At 42.9% G+C, this 18,347-nt stretch carries 15 protein-coding genes and 2 pseudogenes; 5 read left to right on the top strand and 12 right to left on the bottom strand.

Going from position 1 to position 18,347, the window contains the following annotated elements; genetic code table 11:
• Window positions 1-7: 7 nt before the first annotated feature.
• Window positions 8-541 carry a hypothetical protein gene (locus QZ331_RS07300; protein ID WP_195601231.1) on the top strand — a complete coding sequence of 178 codons (534 nt, stop codon included), beginning with the start codon at window positions 8-10 and terminating at the stop codon, window positions 539-541.
• Window positions 542-639: 98 nt separating this feature from the next.
• Here the strand turns inward: QZ331_RS07300 and QZ331_RS07295 are convergent, their stop codons facing one another.
• The 7 genes from QZ331_RS07295 to QZ331_RS07265 all read right to left on the bottom strand — a co-directional run bounded on the left by QZ331_RS07295 (window position 640) and on the right by QZ331_RS07265 (window position 6,810).
• On the bottom strand, window positions 640-1,407 hold the full coding sequence (locus tag QZ331_RS07295) for a hypothetical protein (protein WP_294629278.1): 768 nt from the start codon (window positions 1,405-1,407) through the stop codon (window positions 640-642).
• Entirely contained in the window at window positions 1,404-2,477 is a 1,074-nt protein-coding gene (locus QZ331_RS07290; RefSeq protein WP_294629277.1) for a relaxase/mobilization nuclease domain-containing protein, read from the bottom strand. The genes QZ331_RS07295 and QZ331_RS07290 overlap by 4 nt, the downstream gene beginning before the upstream one ends.
• Window positions 2,474-2,824 carry a plasmid mobilization relaxosome protein MobC gene (gene mobC, locus QZ331_RS07285; RefSeq protein ID WP_007750347.1) on the bottom strand — a complete coding sequence of 117 codons (351 nt, stop codon included), beginning with the start codon at window positions 2,822-2,824 and terminating at the stop codon, window positions 2,474-2,476. Before mobC ends, QZ331_RS07290 begins: the two co-directional genes overlap by 4 nt.
• A 175-nt stretch (window positions 2,825-2,999) precedes the next feature.
• Window positions 3,000-3,719, bottom strand: coding sequence for a hypothetical protein (locus tag QZ331_RS07280; RefSeq protein ID WP_294629276.1), 720 nt, complete (start codon window positions 3,717-3,719; stop codon window positions 3,000-3,002).
• A 34-nt stretch (window positions 3,720-3,753) separates the two neighbouring features.
• Window positions 3,754-4,065 (bottom strand): helix-turn-helix domain-containing protein, encoded by a 312-nt coding sequence (locus tag QZ331_RS07275; RefSeq protein WP_004320467.1) that lies wholly within the window; start codon window positions 4,063-4,065, stop codon window positions 3,754-3,756.
• A 173-nt stretch (window positions 4,066-4,238) separates the two neighbouring features.
• The gene (locus tag QZ331_RS07270) at window positions 4,239-5,429 is read right to left on the bottom strand and encodes a hypothetical protein (RefSeq protein ID WP_294629275.1); all 1,191 of its coding nucleotides are present in this window, start codon (window positions 5,427-5,429) and stop codon (window positions 4,239-4,241) included.
• 10 nt (window positions 5,430-5,439) lie between these two features.
• On the bottom strand, window positions 5,440-6,810 hold the full coding sequence (locus tag QZ331_RS07265; protein ID WP_294629274.1) for a site-specific integrase: 1,371 nt from the start codon (window positions 6,808-6,810) through the stop codon (window positions 5,440-5,442).
• 174 nt (window positions 6,811-6,984) lie between these two features.
• On the opposite strand from QZ331_RS07265, the gene QZ331_RS07260 reads away from it, so the two are divergent.
• The 4 genes and pseudogenes from QZ331_RS07260 (at window position 6,985) to QZ331_RS07235 (ending at window position 15,132) form a co-directional block, all read left to right on the top strand.
• Window positions 6,985-7,542 carry a hypothetical protein gene (locus QZ331_RS07260; protein ID WP_294629298.1) on the top strand — a complete coding sequence of 186 codons (558 nt, stop codon included), beginning with the start codon at window positions 6,985-6,987 and terminating at the stop codon, window positions 7,540-7,542.
• Window positions 7,543-7,596: 54 nt separating this feature from the next.
• The gene (locus QZ331_RS07255; protein ID WP_008771008.1) at window positions 7,597-10,890 is read left to right on the top strand and encodes a helicase-related protein; all 3,294 of its coding nucleotides are present in this window, start codon (window positions 7,597-7,599) and stop codon (window positions 10,888-10,890) included.
• A 26-nt stretch (window positions 10,891-10,916) separates the two neighbouring features.
• Window positions 10,917-14,731 (top strand): annotated as a pseudogene (locus QZ331_RS14445) (Eco57I restriction-modification methylase domain-containing protein).
• Between the two features lie 41 nt (window positions 14,732-14,772).
• Window positions 14,773-15,132 carry a hypothetical protein gene (locus tag QZ331_RS07235; protein WP_050551128.1) on the top strand — a complete coding sequence of 120 codons (360 nt, stop codon included), beginning with the start codon at window positions 14,773-14,775 and terminating at the stop codon, window positions 15,130-15,132.
• On the opposite strand, the gene QZ331_RS07230 is transcribed toward QZ331_RS07235, so the two are convergent.
• The 5 genes and pseudogenes from QZ331_RS07230 to QZ331_RS07210 form a co-directional block, all read right to left on the bottom strand.
• Entirely contained in the window at window positions 15,118-15,624 is a 507-nt protein-coding gene (locus QZ331_RS07230; protein ID WP_243636240.1) for a BREX-1 system adenine-specific DNA-methyltransferase PglX, read from the bottom strand. The genes QZ331_RS07235 and QZ331_RS07230 overlap by 15 nt on opposite strands.
• Window positions 15,596-16,246 (bottom strand): annotated as a pseudogene (locus QZ331_RS07225) (master DNA invertase Mpi family serine-type recombinase). Before QZ331_RS07225 ends, QZ331_RS07230 begins: the two are co-directional and overlap by 29 nt.
• Window positions 16,247-16,353: 107 nt before the next feature.
• A complete protein-coding gene (locus QZ331_RS07220; protein WP_294629271.1) occupies window positions 16,354-17,001 on the bottom strand; it encodes a hypothetical protein in 648 nt (215 codons plus the stop codon).
• The gene (locus tag QZ331_RS07215) at window positions 17,001-17,903 is read right to left on the bottom strand and encodes a relaxase/mobilization nuclease domain-containing protein (protein ID WP_118419039.1); all 903 of its coding nucleotides are present in this window, start codon (window positions 17,901-17,903) and stop codon (window positions 17,001-17,003) included. Before QZ331_RS07215 ends, QZ331_RS07220 begins: the two co-directional genes overlap by 1 nt.
• Window positions 17,887-18,261: a MobC family plasmid mobilization relaxosome protein gene (locus QZ331_RS07210; protein ID WP_009276697.1), complete on the bottom strand. Its 375-nt coding sequence runs from the start codon at window positions 18,259-18,261 to the stop codon at window positions 17,887-17,889. Before QZ331_RS07210 ends, QZ331_RS07215 begins: the two co-directional genes overlap by 17 nt.
• Window positions 18,262-18,347 lie beyond the last annotated feature (86 nt).

Genomic DNA, 18,347 nt, shown 5'->3' with positions numbered 1-18,347 from the left:
CCATATTATGAGAAGTATTATAGTAACACTACTGTTATTTTGCATACTTGCAGCGAATGCTCAAAACAACAGGCTATGGGGCGGTGTTGAAGTGGGTTATGGATATAGTTTAGCCGAGAAAAAAGATGTTCATGGTATCTCTTATCCTAAGAACAACTCTTTTTCATCCATACAAGCTGTTCTGGGCTATTATGTAGTCGAGAAGTTGTCTGTGGGAGCGGGAATCGGATTAAATGGTTACTCTAATCCGGGTCTAAACATATTGCCACTCTTTTTGAATTTGAGATTTCACCCATTTCAAAACAAGCAAATAGTTTTTAGCGGCGATTTAGGGTATGCTTTATTATCCAATGAGGATAATATGGAGGCAGGCTTTTTAACAAGCATATCTGTCGGATATCAGGTATGTAAAGTAAAGAAAATAGGCATAATTCCTGCTGTCGGATATAATTTCTGTCAATATTCCGTTAAAGCAGCGAGCGGAATTAATCACAATGATAATAGAAGTTCTGTATTTCTCAAGCTAGGTATTGTGTATTAAATTGTGATATCGATACTTTCACGAGAGAGCTAAATATTCCATAAAAAGCCGACCTTTATTAACACATTAAGGTTGACTTTTTATGGAATATTAATATATCAATGCAAAAGTTTGGATTTTTCCATTTGACTTTGAAATACAGCCAAAGTCGAATCTGCACCAACTATTTCTGTCAATTTTTCGTAAGCCCCGATGGTCACGGCAAGTTCCGGGTGCAACTTATTGAGCATGACCGTAGTCACTTTATGTTTGTCTGCAACTTTTCTTAGCTGCCTGTTTTCCTCCCGGTATTTATGCCATTGCACCCAACTGACGGCAAACAGGGCAAAGAACACGAGTGTACAAACGATGCCAGTCCATGCGTAAGGGTTCTTGTACCATCCATAGGGGATTTTGCGCCATAAGGATTTTATCCGCTTGGATATGGAACTGAATTTTAACGGGCGCAGAAATCCATTCGTCCGCCGTTGGTTTTGCTGTCCGTTTTCCGAAATCCGCTTGCCTTCATCTATATGCTCCGCCAGCATCTTGCGTATGTCTGACAAGAGGTCTTTCGTGGTCGGTATGCCGCGTTCGCGCATATCCTTCTCGTCGGCTTTGGTGTATGCCAGCCAACTGACAACCATTTCGTCGCCCAAGAATTTTTTGTAATCCTCTATGGCGTCCTTGCTCTTGAAAATCTCATTGATGTTCGTCGGCGTGCTGCCGCCAAAGAAACGTATGACAGGCTCCAGCTTCACCGTCAGCCTTTTCACCGCCTCGTCCTTGTCCGAAGCGTCTTTTGCGTCCAACTTCGCCTTGACGGCCTCGATGTCCTCGGCCAAAGCACCTATGAGGTCTATGAGATTCTGTATTTCGTCTTTCATCTTCTTCTCCTTCCTGGTTTAAGTTTGTCCTTTTCGTTGTCATTTTCGCCCCAGTCGCTTTCATTTCCTCCACCTCCGCCGCCGGATGATACCTTGGCTTGGTGTGGCTGGACGCACAACTCGATAAGCACGCCGATGCCCGCTTGGACTATGTTTGCACCTGAACCGGTATCGGCAAAGTCCCCGTTGCCGGAGGGTTCTGCATGGTTATCGGTATAAGTGGGGTTCGCAGCCTGTTCAAACGGTTCATCCGTATATATGGTCGCCTTGTCTGCCCCGGCTTCATCCATTTTCCGGGTGTTGCCATGCAGATTGTTTCTCCATTCCACATTGTCAATGATACGTCCGCCTAACAGACTGTCTATTTTATAAAATCCCATGCTCCGGTCTATCCGTGATCCGCTGAACGAAACCTCGTCTTTGGTGAACGACACGCCGATGATCTTGCCGTTTCGACGGTCAAACTTGAAGCTGGTTTCAATACCCTGTCGGGCCAGCCTTTCGCACAATTCCGTCCAACTGCTGCAACGTGGCAAGGCAGCTTTGATAGCATCATAGATTTGGTATTTCACCTTGTCCTTGCCACGCAGCCGGTCACGTTTCACTTTCATCTTGCCCTTGGCGAAATGCAGCCCGTACTCCCGTGTGAGAGCCTTGCACACCGCCACGTTGCGTATGGCATCGTTCCTGTCGCTTATGGTGTTCCCGTCGTTGTCCACCCTGTTGGCCACGATGTGCAGGTGTTGGTGTTCCTTGTCGGTGTGCCGGCACACGATATACTGGGTGTTCACAATGCCCATGCGTTGCATATACTCACGGGCTATTTCGACCATAAGGGCATCCGTTATCTTGGGGGTGTCCTCGTGGGCGAAGTCCAGCGATATGTGGTACACCGGATTTTTCAGCCCGCGCCCCGGCTTGTCGTCCGCCTGCCCCTGCATACTTCGGGCGATGGTGGCGTTGCTGTCAAGCCGCACGTCCTTGCTGTCGATGAGCCTTGCTTTTTTCGGGTTGTTCACGTAGTTCACCAGCTTGGCGAAGCTCGCCCGTTTCTTCATGTCGCCCATCATATCCTTGCGATGATTCTATTGAACTCGTCCAGCAAGGCGGTGATTTTTTCCTTGGTTCTCGGAAATCCCTGCTGGTGCGCCATCTTCGCCAACTGGTTCAGATTGTTGCAACCTCCCTCCAGCATCCGTATCTGTTTCCTGTCCTCCTGTGTCCGTGCCGCCGTGACCTTTCCCTGTAAAAGAAGATCACGCAGGAAATGCGACGGTTTCTTTCCGGCATCGGCTATCCGTTTCATGACGGTTTTCCATTCGGCAAGCGTGAGCCTCGTGGACAGGGTCTTTGTCCGTGCCTTGCCTTTTGCCGATTTCGGCCTTCCTCCTTTATGTGAATTTTCATTATCTGTCATACACCTGTTGTTATCGGTTATAATTGGAATGCTGTTTTAGGGCTGTGATTGTGCCTGCCGTTATCCGCATGGCCGGGTCGCCATCTGTGGCGTCGTTTTCGTGGACGAAAACATTAACTTGCCAGCCCTAAAAAATATCCCTTCTAAAACGCTGTCGCTTGCCATTCCTGCCGCTTCATTCCTGTGGCTGTTTCCATTTCTGTGAGCCGGACAGAGTATTGCCATCCTCTAAAACAGGTGTGTTGTCGGCATCCACAACGGCATTTTCCACAGTGCTTTCCACTTCGCTTTTGGTTGTTGCTACCGTTTCGGTTTCCGCTGTTCCTATACCTTCTATAATAGGATTGGAACCGGTCAGATTCATGGACGGTAAGCCATCCGTTTCCTCTGGCGTTTCTTCTATCGGTTTTTCTTTCTTCTTCCTTGCCGAACTGCGGCGCAAGGTCTCTAATTGTTGCCCGTTGAAAAGGAAAATCCGTACCCCTTCGTATGCCTTGATTGTCTGGCGGTATGCCGGATTCTCGATGAGCCGCCCTGCTATCATCCACGACTTCACGCACACCATGTCTATGATGGAAGTCACGGGATTGGAATCAACACGGATTAGTCCGCGTTCCGAGAAATCCTCCAACAGGCGGGACACCGCCTTGCGCCCGATGCCCCATTCCTTGGCCAGTACCAGCATAGATCTATCCACCTGTCCGGGATGGACGGCATAGCCCAATCCCCGTTTGGTGTTTTGTGCTTCCGAAACCGCCATCTTCGACAAAAGGGAAAGGAGATAGGTGAGGTTGCATATCCCGTCCGTGCTCCCGTGCAGGAAGTACCATGCCTCCACGGACATTGCCATCTCCAATTTGTAGCACGGCAAAACAAGCTGCTTCAAATTCTTCATAAGCCTTGACGTTTTTTGTTGTGCGTCTTGTAAATTATCCCTTGGAGTTCTTGTCAGCCTTCCTGTTGGTGGCTTTCAGGCTCTTGATACGGTCTATCTGTTCCTTGGGAAACAAGACACGCCGTCCTATCCGCTGTCCTTTGATGTGTCCCAGCTTCTCGTGCCGCCAGATGGTCGCTATGCTTACGCCCCATTTCTCCGCCAGTTGCCGGATGGTGTAATACTCCGATGTGTCCTGTGGTGCCTGTTCCTGCCGGTATTCCTCAAACGCGCACCTCACGCTTGCGCCGATAAGCTGTTGAAGCTCGTCGCGCGATACCAGTACCATTTCTGTCTTATCTGTCATAATTCACTGATTTTAAGTTCATGGTGGCAAAGGTATGGCAATAATAAAACCTGTGAATTTGTGGTATTCTGTGAAATGACACCGCATGAAAAAAGCCGTCAAACAACTGGTGCTTAACGGCTTGTGGAAGTCTGTGGGTTGTGGTGAATTGTAGCCACCTGTGGGTTATGTCACTATTTTATCATGGGAAGCAGCTTTTTGAGCTTCGTTATAAAGGTTTTCTCCACGTTATACTTGGCGAGGCTTTCGGGTGTCAGACCCATAGAACGGGCTGCGACTTCCCTGTAACCTTTCCAGTCCTTGAAGTAGGCTTTGGACAGCAGGATGGCGACACAACGCATCTTGCCTTTCACGCAACTGTCGTATATCGTGGAGTAGTCGGCACGCATGACGGCACGGAGGAAATCCCGGTCGGAAACGGCATTTCCATCCAATAGAGGTTTGCCCTTGTCGGGGCCGCTCTGTACGGTAAAGGTGGTAAGGAAACGGTACAGCCTTAAAACGGGAACTTGTGCGGTCGTGCTAAACGTGCCGCCTTGCATTGTATCTGTGGCGGTAAAATCGGATGATACTTCTTCTGTGCAAGAGGGTATTGTTTGGGATATTGCCAACTTGGACTCGTTCTCATGCAGCACGTTTCTTTTGACATATCCCATCGTCATGGCGATATGGAACATCTTTATTCCGGCGGACTGCGCTTTCACATCATCATTTTGGGGCAGCATGGAAAGGTGGACGGCTTCTGCAAAATATTCCGTGAAGAGTTGCGCCAAATCCTTGTCGTTGGCATTGACAATATACTCCTTGACGGCTTGGATTTTCGCCTTGTCCACTTTGGCAAGCATGGCATACATTTCTTTCCCTCTGTTCCCGTCTGGATCCTTTGCACACTTCCGTATTGCGGAAAGGATGGTGTCGATGCAGTCGGTGGCTTCGGTACGTGTCATTGGTTTGGGAGAAATATCAGAACATTCCGGCGATACTTGCTCCTGTCCTTTTTCGGGAAAGAAGTATTGCCTTATGACTTCCATGCTCAGGTAAGCCACCCCAGTACGGAAAGCCGCCTTGTTCAAGTCCGCATATTTGGAACAGATGTCATGAAGCCTTTTCGTGTCATCGTGCAGCCCGACGAATTTCCGTGCCAGCTCCTTGTCCTCGTGTTCGGTGACATATTCCCTGATGCCGGCCAAAAGAAAAGGCAGGGGCTTCAGGCTGTATCTGATGTTCCGGCAAATATCCTTGCAATCTGTTTCGTCACTGCCGGAAGATTTGTTGTAAAGCGATTCCGCAAGTTTCAGGCTCTCACTGATTACGTTGGACAGCTTGAACAGGTCGCTGATGATGTCAAACCTTGATTTCTCCATAAGCACCTCCTTATATTTCGATGATACCCTTGAAATCCTTTAACGCAATGACGGCCTTTTCCTCCGCGTCCAGTTTCAGGTAGCGGCGCAGTTGCGCCTCGCTGCTGTGTCCGGTGATGGCTTGGATGGAAGGAAGAGGGACACCAGCCTTATACGCGTTGGTGGCGAAACTTCTCCGAGCTGTATGGGAAAGGAGCATGTCGCAGAACCTCCTTCCACGTTTGGGGTTGAGACGCTTCTCATCAAAGCCGCAGTCATGTGTCCAGCCGAGCAACAGGCCGATGGTCTTCACCAGTTTGTTCATTTCATTGGGATGAATCGGGGGCAACTTGCCGTCATACTTGGCGAGAATGGCTCTCACGCGCCTGTCAACGGGGATATAGACTTTCTTTTCCGTCTTCTGCTGGGTGATGAGTATGAACTCCGTGCCGCCGATTTCCGTTATCATGTCCTCGCATATCCTTGAATAGTCGGACACACGCTGCCCGGTCAGACAGCCCACAATGAAAATGTCCCTTACGTGCTCCAGTGTCCTGATATGAGTGATGCGGCATTTGGAAAGTTGTGCCAATTTCTCGTCCTCGCTGATGTCGAGTGATTCCAGTCTCTTTTTTACAGTTTCCTTGGTGGAAAGGTCAAGGTCGAGCATTTCCTGTATCTGTTCCGGCGTGAGATAGATGTTGTCCACCTCCTCCTTTTTCGGCACGAAGTCGAAATGACGGAAATCATCGCATTTGGTCAGCTTGTCCTCGTAGGCCGCCTTTGCCACCGTGCGGACATCGGTCATGTACGAGTTGATGGCGTTGGGCATCAAGCCCCGTTCCTTCCAGTAACCGACAAGGCTGTTGCGTGTCTCCATCGTCATGTCATCCAATCCGAGTTTGCGGTGTGTTTCCTTTTGGTAATTTCGGATTTGCCCTTGAATGATGCGCAGACCTTTTATATAGGCAGGTGATACTTTCACGGTACGGCCTTTCTTGGTGCGCCGTCCGGTTTCCATGTCTTCTATATAAGAGGTAAGGAAATCATCGAACAGCATCCTGCCTTTGGGCTTGACCTCCACAATCTGCATCATCCCGTTGAGCACGTCGTGTTTCACGCTCTCGATGATGTTCTTGGCCTCCTTGGGATTGAAGCCGTCCGCCTCAAATGCCGCCTTTATCCTCGCGAGGACTTGGGCGAACTGCCCGTACTTTATCCCGATGCTCGACATCAGGGCTGACGAGGTGTATTGCAGGCTGCGGTACTTTTCCCATTCAAGCTGTTTGATGGTGAAGCCCGTCACGACCTTCATGTTCGCCTTTCCGGTGCGCACACGGGCATAGATGGAACCGTAGTCCTCCTTTCCGGCCTTGGATGATTTGATGAAGATGAAATCCATACGCGATATATCTTGATTACTGTGATGCAAAGGTACAAAATATATCCCGAAATATGGTATCAAATAGTACCAATATTTTCTAAAACCGTGAAATTTCGTGAGTATTCAAACTAAATGAAAACATCTGCAAATATTTGATATACAAAGACAACCTATAAAACTAAGTTTCACTGAATATATTTAGTGAATAGTGGGCAACAAAACTCAAGTAACAATTATCTGCTTGTCCTAATATTCGATATTGCAATAGGATATTTCTGTATGTACATTGCTGCTTTGCTAAAATTCAACGTTCTTAAACGAAAGAACCAAGCATTAGAAAACGCCTTGACAGAAAAGCAACAAGAAAATGTAGCAATCCTATTGGAGCATCAAAACGAAAAACAACAAGCACTCCGGCAAAGAGAGCTTGAATGGTTAGCTGGGAAAATAAAGATGTTTACCGAAGAAGAACAGGAAGCTATTCTTGCCAGTGCTCTATCATTTGCTGAACATGACTTGATAGTTGCTCCCTCAATAAGCATACAGCCCAAAGAAACATGTAGTCAGCAAGAACTAATGTACTTTGTCTGCTCTGCTTTTTACAATATGGATAAAAGCCGTAGTGAAGTTGTGGGTTTCTTATATAAAGTTTTTCCTCTCTATTTTCCTGCTGGAGAAAGTGCATTGGCTAAAAAGATGCCGGGATTGGAGAAAGTTAAGGAAAGGAGAGAAAAAGAAAATGCTCAATAACAATTAGTATTATTAGCGTCACTTATTTCTAATTAAATTTTAACACGAATAATAATGAGTACAAAATTTTTCACAAACAGCACAGGAAACACCTTGTTTGATAAATTCAAAGGTATTGCTGCTGATATGATAAATTTCGATAGTTTTTTAGCAGTTGTTGGATTTTTTCGCTCATCTGGTTATTTTAAATTACGAAAAGAGTTGGGTAATGTATCAGAAATTAAAATATTGGTAGGTATTAATATTGATGATATTTTTCGCAAACACAATAAAGCTCTATTGATGTTAGCAGACGAAGATAAAGCGAAAGAAATCTATCACAACGGCTTCAAAGAGGACATTATTAATGCCCAATATTCTCCTGAAGTAGAAGAGGGTATTTTACAGATGTGTGAAGACCTTGTTTCAGGACGCTTACAAATGCGTATCCACGCTACTAAAAACTTGCACGCTAAATTCTATCTCTGTTTGCCACAAAATCATAGCGAACATAGCGATGGTTGGGTTATTATGGGATCGTCAAATATCTCTGATTCGGGTTTAGGCATTAAGCAACCACCACAATACGAACTTAATGTAGCGATGAAAGACTTTGACGATGTGAAGTATTGCTCTGATGAGTTTTGGGCTTTGTGGAATGAAGCTGTGCCATTGACTGTAGAAGATATTGAAGAGTACAAGAAGAAAACATATTTGGGTTATCAGCCAACGCCATACGAACTATACATAAAAGTGCTTATCGATACTTTTGGCGACCAAGTGGAAGATGATTTTTCTATTCAGTTGCCCGATGGTGTCAAGGATTTGAAATATCAAAAAGATGCCGTTATTCAAGGCTATCAGATGCTGATGCAGCATAACGGCTTGTTTCTTGCTGATGTTGTAGGTTTGGGAAAGACTATGATTGCTACAATGATAGCCAAGCGATTTGTAGAGGCTAACGGTAAAAACACCAATATCCTTGTTGTTTATCCTCCTGCTCTGGAAGACAACTGGAGAAATACATTCAAGTTGTTCGGCATCTACAAAAAAGCTCAGTTTATCACTAATGGTAGCCTATCCAAAGTTCTTGACGGTAAAGACAACTACAAGGATAAAGAGGAGTTTGATCTAATCATTGTCGATGAAGCACACGGTTTCCGTAGCGATAGTTCGGGCAAGTATGACGAGTTGCAGAAGATATGCAAGTCTCCTTGCATAAATATGGGTTTATTGAAGAGTTCACAGAAGAAAGTGATGCTTCTTTCAGCAACTCCGCTCAACAACCGTCCCGATGATTTGCAGAATCAATTATTGCTGTTCCAAAACAGTCAGAGTTGTACCATTGATGGAGTTCCAAACCTCAAAGGTTTCTTCTCAGAATACATATTGGACTACAAGCGATTGATGCGTGAACGTGACCAGCGTGATGTTACATCCGAAGTGGATAAAATATATGAGCAAATCCGTAGTAAGGTTATCGACAAAGTAACAGTTCGTCGTACACGCAACAACATTCTAAATGACCCTGATTATAGAGCAGACATCAAGTCTCAGGGCATCATATTCCCCAATATTCTGCCACCTAACGAATTGGAGTACGTGATGGACTCCGACACAAGTAATCGTTTCTACGAAACATTGAAACAATTAACCGACGGGAAAACAGATGAGAATCCAGAGGGCAAGGGACTAACTTATGCTCGTTATCGTGCAGTAGAGTTTTTGAAGCCTGAATATCGTAACAAGTACAAGAATGCTGTACATATCGGTCAGACATTGGCAGCTATCTATCGTGTCCATATGGTAAAGCGATTGGAGAGTAGTTTCTATGCTTTCAAGAAGTCGCTCCGCACACTTCTTCGTATCACAACCGATATGATTAAGATGTTTGAAGAGGACAAGGTTATCATTGCTCCTGACTTGAAAGTAAAAGATCTTCAAGCAAAGAATATGGAACTTGACGAGATTATAGAGTATGCTATTACAAAAGGATATGCCACAGAAGATATACTCTTTACCGCAGATGCTTTCAGTTCCGACTTTGTTGAAATGCTCCATCACGACCGTGAGATATTGGAACAACTCAATGCAGATTGGGAGAAAGAAAATGACGACCCAAAATTCGATAAGTTCCAAGAAAACCTTACTCATAACTTCTTCGATAAAGAGAGAAATCCATCGGGCAAATTGGTATTGTTCTCCGAAAGTGTAGATACACTGAACTATTTGTACGATAGACTTACAAAGGAAATTGGTCGTTCCGATGTCTTAATGGTTACAGCAGCCAACCGCAATCGTTTGGGGCAGACCATCAAGGAAAATTTTGATGCAAACTTTGACAGCGATTCTATGAGGTACAACATTATCATTACCTCTGATGTGTTAGCGGAAGGTGTGAACTTGCATCGTTCTAATGTGATTGTCAATTATGATTCACCTTGGAACGCTACCCGATTGATGCAGCGCATCGGTCGTGTAAACCGTATCGGATCAGTTGCTACCAACATCTACAACTATATGTTCTACCCATCTCAACAGGGAGATAAAGAAATTCAGTTATATAAGAATGCCCTTGTCAAGTTGCAAGGTTTCCATTCGGCATTTGGCGAAGATGCACAAATCTACTCCAAAGAGGAGATTGTAAAGGAGTTCCAGATGTTCGATAGCAATGTAAAGGATAGCATTGACAAGAAAATTGCCCTATTGCGTGAGGTACGTGAACTCTATAATAGCGACCGCAAACTGTATCACAAAATCAAGGCACTGCCAATGAAGAGCCGTGTAATGCGTGATACAGGAAAGCATAGCGGTAAGTCTATAATATTTGTTTCTTCCAATGTTAAAACAGAGTTCTATTTGGCATCAGCAACTAGTGTGGAGGTTATTGACTTCCTTGAAGCAGTAAAATATCTCAAAGCGAAGCCAGAAGAACAGCCTGTGCCATTTTCTAAAGAAGAGCAACACTACAAACATGTAAATAGTGCATTAGCTCAATATACGACCGAATATGTGGAGGCTGCCGATACATCATCCATCAACCGCACTGACCTTGACAAGACTTCGCTTGAAGCCAACAAGTTCTTGCGTACTATCAAGCAGATAACAACCGATAATGAATTGAAATCACAATGCGATGTGTTGATGGGATATATCAATGAAGGTATCTATGCCCAACTACCTCGTTACTTGAAAACTTTGTCTCGTGAATACAAGAACGACCGTGCAAAGATGAAACAAAACGAGTATAGTTTACAAAACAAAATTTCGGAACTACTTAGCGAGTATCAGACGATGAACAAGGAGCAACGCCACGATGCCCAAGATATTTCCAATCCACAAATCATTATTTCAGAGAGTTTCAAATAAATCACTCACTATAAACCAATATTACTATGGCAACTATATATACCTCAGATAGTTTAAGAAACATATTCCAATCGTCATTCAACTTGACACAATGGTATAGCTTTTCGCAACACTTTTTCAATGCAAGTGAATTGAAAGAGAAGCCTGAAAGAATTATTGAGAACACTTCGGATGAAGGCTACTATTTAGGTAACATAAATACTACTGATAGTTACCGTATAGGTTTGTTTCATTATAATATCCGTCAAGGCTCTGTCGCAAATAAACGTGTAGGACTTCGCAATCTCGTAAAATCATTTATCAACCCTACTTGGGGCGAATTTGATGCGGCATTGGTGGTATTTGATAGTGGCGACCATTGGCGTTTGTCATTCATTTGTGATATTAATGGTGAGGCAACATCGCCTAAACGTTACACTTTTGTACTGGGTGACAAAGGAAGTCATTATAACACACCAGTAGCCCGTTTCATCGACTTGCAACAGAAAGGTCTTTCTTTTACCAACATCAAGGAAGCGTTCTCCGTGGAAGCACTATCGAAAGATTTTTATAACAAGCTCTACAATTGGTATTTGTGGGCTTTGTCTGAGGATATAAACGTCACCTTCCCCAACAATCCCAACACCGAGAAGGATGACCGAGAGAACATCAATGTCAAGTTGATACGCATGATAACACGTCTGCTCTTCGTGTGGTTCATTAAACAGAAAGGACTGGTGCCTGACAGTATCTTTAACCCGAAACAGTTAAAGTCCATTCTTGTTGACTTTGATGAAACATCGCACATTGATGGCAACTACTATAATGCCATCCTGCAAAACCTCTTTTTTGCCACGCTCAACTGTGCCATTATCGATGAGGAGGGCAATCCTCGCTGTTTTGCTGCCTCCAAGTCTGGACGTGATACACGGAACCTTTACCGCTACAAGGAAATGTTCCAACAGAAAGAAGAGGAGATACTGACTCTCTTTGCCCACGTTCCGTTTCTGAACGGTGGACTCTTTGAGTGTCTCGACAAACCCAAAGATTTGTATCTCAACCAAGAATATGACATTTTTTATGACGGCTTTAGCCGCAATGCTACCAAATCATCTAATGGTAACTTCAAGTATCGGGCGTTTGTTCCCAACATTCTTTTCTTTAATGATGATGAAGACCAACCTGGACTCATTAATTTGTTGAAGCAATACAACTTCACCATCGAAGAGAACTCGCCTACGGAGCCGTCATATCGCTTGACCCCGAATTGCTCGGTCGTGTGTTCGAGAACCTTTTAGCGGCATACAATCCCGAAACACAGGAATCGGCACGCAAATCCACTGGCTCATTCTATACGCCGCGTCCCATCGTCGACTATATGGTGGACGAGGCCATAAAGAGTTATCTCCTTGGCAAACGACTCGACCGAATAAGCGAAGAAAAATTGAATGCACTATTTAAAGAGAGAACCGTTTCTACAGATTGGACAGATAGCAACAAGGATGCTATCGCCAACGCGCTCAAACAAGTCAAGATACTCGACCCAGCCTGCGGCTCGGGAGCGTTCCCCATGGGGTGTCTCTTGCGTATTGTTGACATCATAGAGTTGCTCAAGGGAGATACGGTCGACCGCTACCAACTCAAACTCACTATCATTGAGAATTGTGTCTATGGCGTTGATATCCAGCCAATCGCCATGCTTATATGTAAACTGCGTTTCTTCATCTCGCTTATCTGCGAGCAGAATGACATCGACTTTAGTTCTCCCGAAACGAACTTTGGCATCAACACTCTTCCTAACCTGGAAACAAAGTTCGTTGCAGCCAACACGCTCATCAGTGCCAATATACGCAACTACGAGGACGATTGGACGAACGACGAGAAACTGGATAGCATGAAAGAAAAACTGCTCTGTATCCGCAACGACCACTTCCTTGCGAAAGGTCGTGTAGCCAAGAAACGAAGTGAGCGTCAAGACAATGCCACCCGCCAACAGCTGCTCGACTATATAGTCAGCCATGCCCAAAAGCCTGACCTTGAAAAAATTGCAGCACATGAACGACTCTTGCAGCAACTCTCTGATGAATGGGAATTGTACAAGGATGAAGTGTGGGTAGACAAAACTCATCCCGTAGAGCAAACACTGTTCGGTGTAGTAGAGCATCCTGACTCTTTGTTTCGTGAGGACATCAACAAGAAGAAGCGCAAGGAACTGACAGTACGCATAAAAGCGACAAAAGCAGAAATTGCCAAAGAGCAGAACAAAGGCGAAATCACAGGATTTGAAGCCGCAGTCAAGCAGATAACGGAATGGAATCCATATGACCAAAATTCAGTGTCTTCCTTCTTTGACCCCGAATGGATGTTCTGTCTTAAAGAGAAGTTTGACATAGTGATTGGTAATCCGCCATATATTTCTACTAAAGGAGTAAAGGAAGAAGACAAAGTGAAGTATGAAAAGGAGTTTGGCTTTTCTGATGACACATACAATCTTTTTACATTCAAAGGATTGGCTCTCTGTAAAGATGGTGGAACACTAACTTATATCACACCAAAGACGTTTTGGACGACACAGACCAAGCGCAATATGAGAGATTTATTGTTGTCAAATACCATTCGCTATATTTTTGATACAGCCAATCCTTTTGAAGCAGCAATGGTTGACACCTGCATCACACAAACTGTTAAGCAGCCGATGGTAGATGAGCACATTGTTAATTTCTATGATGGTACTGCAGATTTGTCTCATCCCATTGTGTTCACTCCTATTCAACAAAGCATGTTCATAAATGCGCAGAACTCCGTAATATTCAAACCTACGCCACTGAATTTGCGCATCTATGAACTCTATGGGAAGAAAGTGAAAGAACTATATGACAAATGGTGGAGCAAGATTGAGACATCAAAGAAGATTTCTCAAAACCATAAGGAGTTGGAAGCCTATCGTGCCAGCCTAAAACCAGGCGATATTGCTTTATTGGGCTGCCTTACAGAGGGAGGACAAGGACTTGCAACGGCCAACAACGGTAAGTACATTGCTGTGCACCGTTCCACAAAATGGGCGAAGAATATCATAGAGTCACGACCCAAGAAACTGGTAGAAGCCATTAAGAAAAAGAAAATTAAGGTGGAAGGATTGGACGCCTATGCCAACGAAAAGGAATTCTTGGCATCCCTCTCGGAAAAAGAAATAGCAAACCTCTTCGACAATCTCAAAGAGAAGTATGGCCGTGACATTTTCGGACAGGGCTATATCTATAAAATCATTGATGATAGTGAACTGGCAAACGTTGATGAGCTGACCAAAGATGAGAAGGAGAACGGCATTGATACCTCAAAAAACTTCTATGTGCCTTACGACAAGGGAGACAAAGACGGTAATCGCTGGTATCTTGAAACCCCATTTGCCATTGCTTGGTCTAAGTAGAACGTCCAGTTTTTGAAGACAGATCCAAGGGCGCGATACCAAGGTTATACGTTCTACTTTAGGGAGGGATTGTGTTGGAGTGATATAAACACAATGTTTCTGAAGTGCCGTAAGAAAGAAAAAAGCATACATGACGTCAAAAGTATGAGCATTTTTGGAGTTTCTAATTTGCTTTCAGAAGACTACATCATCACAATGATAAACTCAACCTTGATTAGTCATTATGTTGACAACTTCGTCAATAATACTCAGACATTTCAGATTAATGATGCACGTCAGTTACCCATCATCATTCCTACATCGACAGATGATGAGCAGGCAAAATCATTTGTCTCAAATGCAATTAAAATAAAGAAAGGACACACAACGAACAATGCTCTTGATGTCATCCAGAAAGAAGTGGATTCTTATGTTGAGAAAATTTATAATCTCTAAACACAGAGGGATTTTGTTGGAATAATGTTTTGACAACATATATGAAATGCAAAAAGAAAGAAAAGACTGTACAAAGCACAGAAAGCATGAGTTTCTTTTCTTGTGTCAACCAGGTTCCAGAGTTCTATCTGATTTCTTTAATGAACTCTAGATTTGCAGCTATATACGTTGATAATTTTATTAATTCGACTTCTCATTGTACAACAGGAGATGCTAAATTAATTCCTGTATTAATTCCAGATAATGAGATATTAAAATCGTGTAACAGATTATTTACCAGTGCTTTTGAGTTAAAAAAGTCTGTTGCTAAAGGTATAACAACAGACATATCAATTCAATCAGAGTTGGAAATAATAGAAGAGGAAAATGACAATTTAATAGCATGCTTATATTCCATATAGTTCTGCTTGTACATAATAATCCAAATCTCGTTGCAATGCTAATAGTTTTTCTTCCGCAGTTGTTCTATCAACCAAGGAAGAAAAACTATCTTTCTTTAAACAAATCGCCTCTTTACATAACTGTTCTATTTTATTCAAAATTTTTAAATTTGGTATTACGATTGGTAACTGCCTCGCATCATTTATTTGGAAATGAGATGTATTGTTCACAAAATTATCTACATAGAGACTAATAAGCTCCGAATTAATAAGGCTAACGTAATACCAATCAGGTATTTGGTTCATAGAGAATAAACTCATACTTAAAACATCAAATACGCCATTACCTTTCAGTCTTGCTTTAAGATAAGTAGAATTTACATCTATCCAACAAAATCCCTCCCTAAAGTAGAATTGAGGATTGCGGACAACTGGCATTCCTTCACCTTTCTTTCCTGAATTTGTCTTCAAAAACTGGACGATATTAATAGATTCCTCTTTCCCATCTGCCATTAACAGATTTAGTAGGTAAACGAATACCAGTATATGCCAAATACCGATATAGAGTTCCTCTCGCAACTTTTATTTTTTTGGCTATTATTGGAATACTTACTCCTTCTGATAACTGCTTTACAATAAAGAGATGTTTAGCTTCGCATTTCGAATTTGGGCGATTGTTTCTACGCCCAGTAGCACGCCCTATTGGCTTTCCCTCAGACTTTAATCTTGCTAAGGCTTCTTTTGTGCGCTGGCTAATAAGATTCCGCTCAATCTCCGCAGATAAACCGAAGGCGAAAGCTAACACCTTACTTTGGATGTCTTCGCCTAAGCGATAGTTGTCTTTTATTGTCCAAACCTTACATTCCTTAGTCATGCAAATATTCAATATTTCCATGATCATGAACAGATTCCTACCAAGCCGTGACAACTCGGCACATATAATAAGGTCATCCTTGTTTACACGTTTCAAAAGTTTACCAAGTTCTCACTTACTATAAGATTTTGTACCACTGATGGTTTCCTCTATCCAACCATCTATCACTAGTTTATTGCGCTCACAGAAATTATTAATTTCAAAACGCTGATTCTCTACAGTTTGTTTATCACTGCTTACTCTAATGTATCCGTAAATCATAACGCTAAAATTTATATTAACACACACCAATATAAAAAATCCCTTCACAATTAATTGAGATGTAAAAGGATAAATTGGAGTAAACAGTATATACGTAAAAACATATACTAATTTTTCCTTTTTATTGCTATCTTCTTTTTTATCAAGTTCTTATGCTGCTCATTCACCACCCGATACATCGAATAATACGCAAAGGCTTCTTCTCTATGCCTCATGCTACTAACTGATGCAGCAACAGCCCATGTAACTATAATGATAACAAACACTACGACATATCGAAGTTTGATATGATGCCCCCGTATAAACATCCCATTGATATTTGGTGGAATAATGGTTACAGGGCTTTTCAATTCATTGATTCTCACAAGTATCTCGTCCTGCCGCTTTAATATGCAATCGGTATTTGCTTCAATAGTCATACGATTGAGATTGTAATCGCAAACGTGTCTATAAAGATATTCTAGAAATTTAGACTTCTGTTTGAATAGTTCAATAAGCTTCGGGAACCATAGCGAAAACGGCAATGTATCAGGTTGCTGCTTCCAGATATGTTTCTTCACCACTGATAACGCATCATTCCAACAGGAACAGAAACTTTTGACGATTCCATCATAAATGGTCTTTTCGTCAAAGTCCACTTTTACAGATTGTTCTGGTTTAGGAACTGTAGTATTCTGTTTTTCAATACACTCTTTTAGCTCGTTGATACTTTGGCGCAAATTCGCAAGATTTGCAGCTACTACATCTTCTTTCATTATCTTCTACGTTTTGAGGTTTTATAAAAAGGTTCGTTTCTTTGGTTATCCTTATCTTTATCGTTTCGCCATCCTTGTTCATTGTTGGTTCCTCCACCTCCTCCACTGGGAATTATGGCTTGATGGGGTTGAATAATCAGTTCCGCTGCCACATTACCCAATGTAGCACAAAGACTGTTAAAACTCAAATCACGGTCAAGTTTAGAACCAGCCATGCTATATTCATCCTGACAGAAGGATATACCACAAATTTTATCCGAGTTCTCAGCGTGATTAAAACGCATATCTATACCCAAACCTTTGAGAATACTAAAAAAGCTATTCCAAGAACGGGAATTTGCTCGTGCGTCAAGCACAGAGGAACGAAGATTATACTTCCGTAGTTGATGAGGACGCAAACGACTCTTATTTCTGGCTTTACTATTTTTAGGGGCAAAGTAAAGTCCATACTCTTTAGTTAAAACGCGACAAACTTTTGCATTGCGTATTCTTTCATTACTGTCAGAAATGAGATTGCCTTCATTGTTTATCCGATTGAATACCAAATGACAATGAGGATGTTTCGTGTCGTGATGCCGGGCTATGATATATTGAGTATTGCGAATCCCCATTTGCTCCATCCATTTCTTGGCAATTTCCACCATAAGCGCATCCCCTTCTTCATTATCTGGAAAACGGCTAATATCTTGCAAAGAGAAAGCAAGTGATACGTGCTTCACAGGACTCTTTACTTTCGGGCGCATGGATGCTTGAAGGTAAAAAGAATCGGCAATCAACTTATTGCTAATGGCACATACTCCTTCGTGCGCCAAAAGTGTAGCGCATTTCTTCTTGCTCTTTTGGTCGTTGGCATAGTTTACAATACCTCCGAAATCAACTCTTGTTTTAATCTTCGCTATCATGACAGGTATTCTTTACTTGGGTGATAATTCTACTAACTTCCGAGATAATCGAAAAACACTGTTGTTTGACTGTTTCCAATCCATAGATGTGCATCTGATGGGCAATCTGATTGACGTTATTGGCGATACCGGAAAGGTCACGAATTGCCGATACTATTTCCGGACTGATACGTTGACAGACCTGACAATCCATTGCTGCCTGATGGCAAAATTCATTGACTGACAATCCTGCCTGTTCCGCTTTGGATTGGATATAAATATAGTCGTTCTCGGTAAACATTACCCGAAAACATTTGGTACGTTTCTGATAGCTCGCCAACTTTGGGCGACCACCAAGTTTCTTTTCCTTTATACTCATATTGATTCTCGATATTGATAAATTATTTTTTTGAGAGTGGCAGTTCTATCGCTTGCCGCATAGGTTTTAGTGACACTAAAACACAA

The sequence above is a fragment of the uncultured Bacteroides sp. genome (assembly GCF_910586915.1).
Lineage (GTDB): Bacteria > Bacteroidota > Bacteroidia > Bacteroidales > Bacteroidaceae > Bacteroides.
Note: the sequence above shows the minus strand (reverse complement) of the source record. Positions and strands in the feature narration are given on the sequence as shown.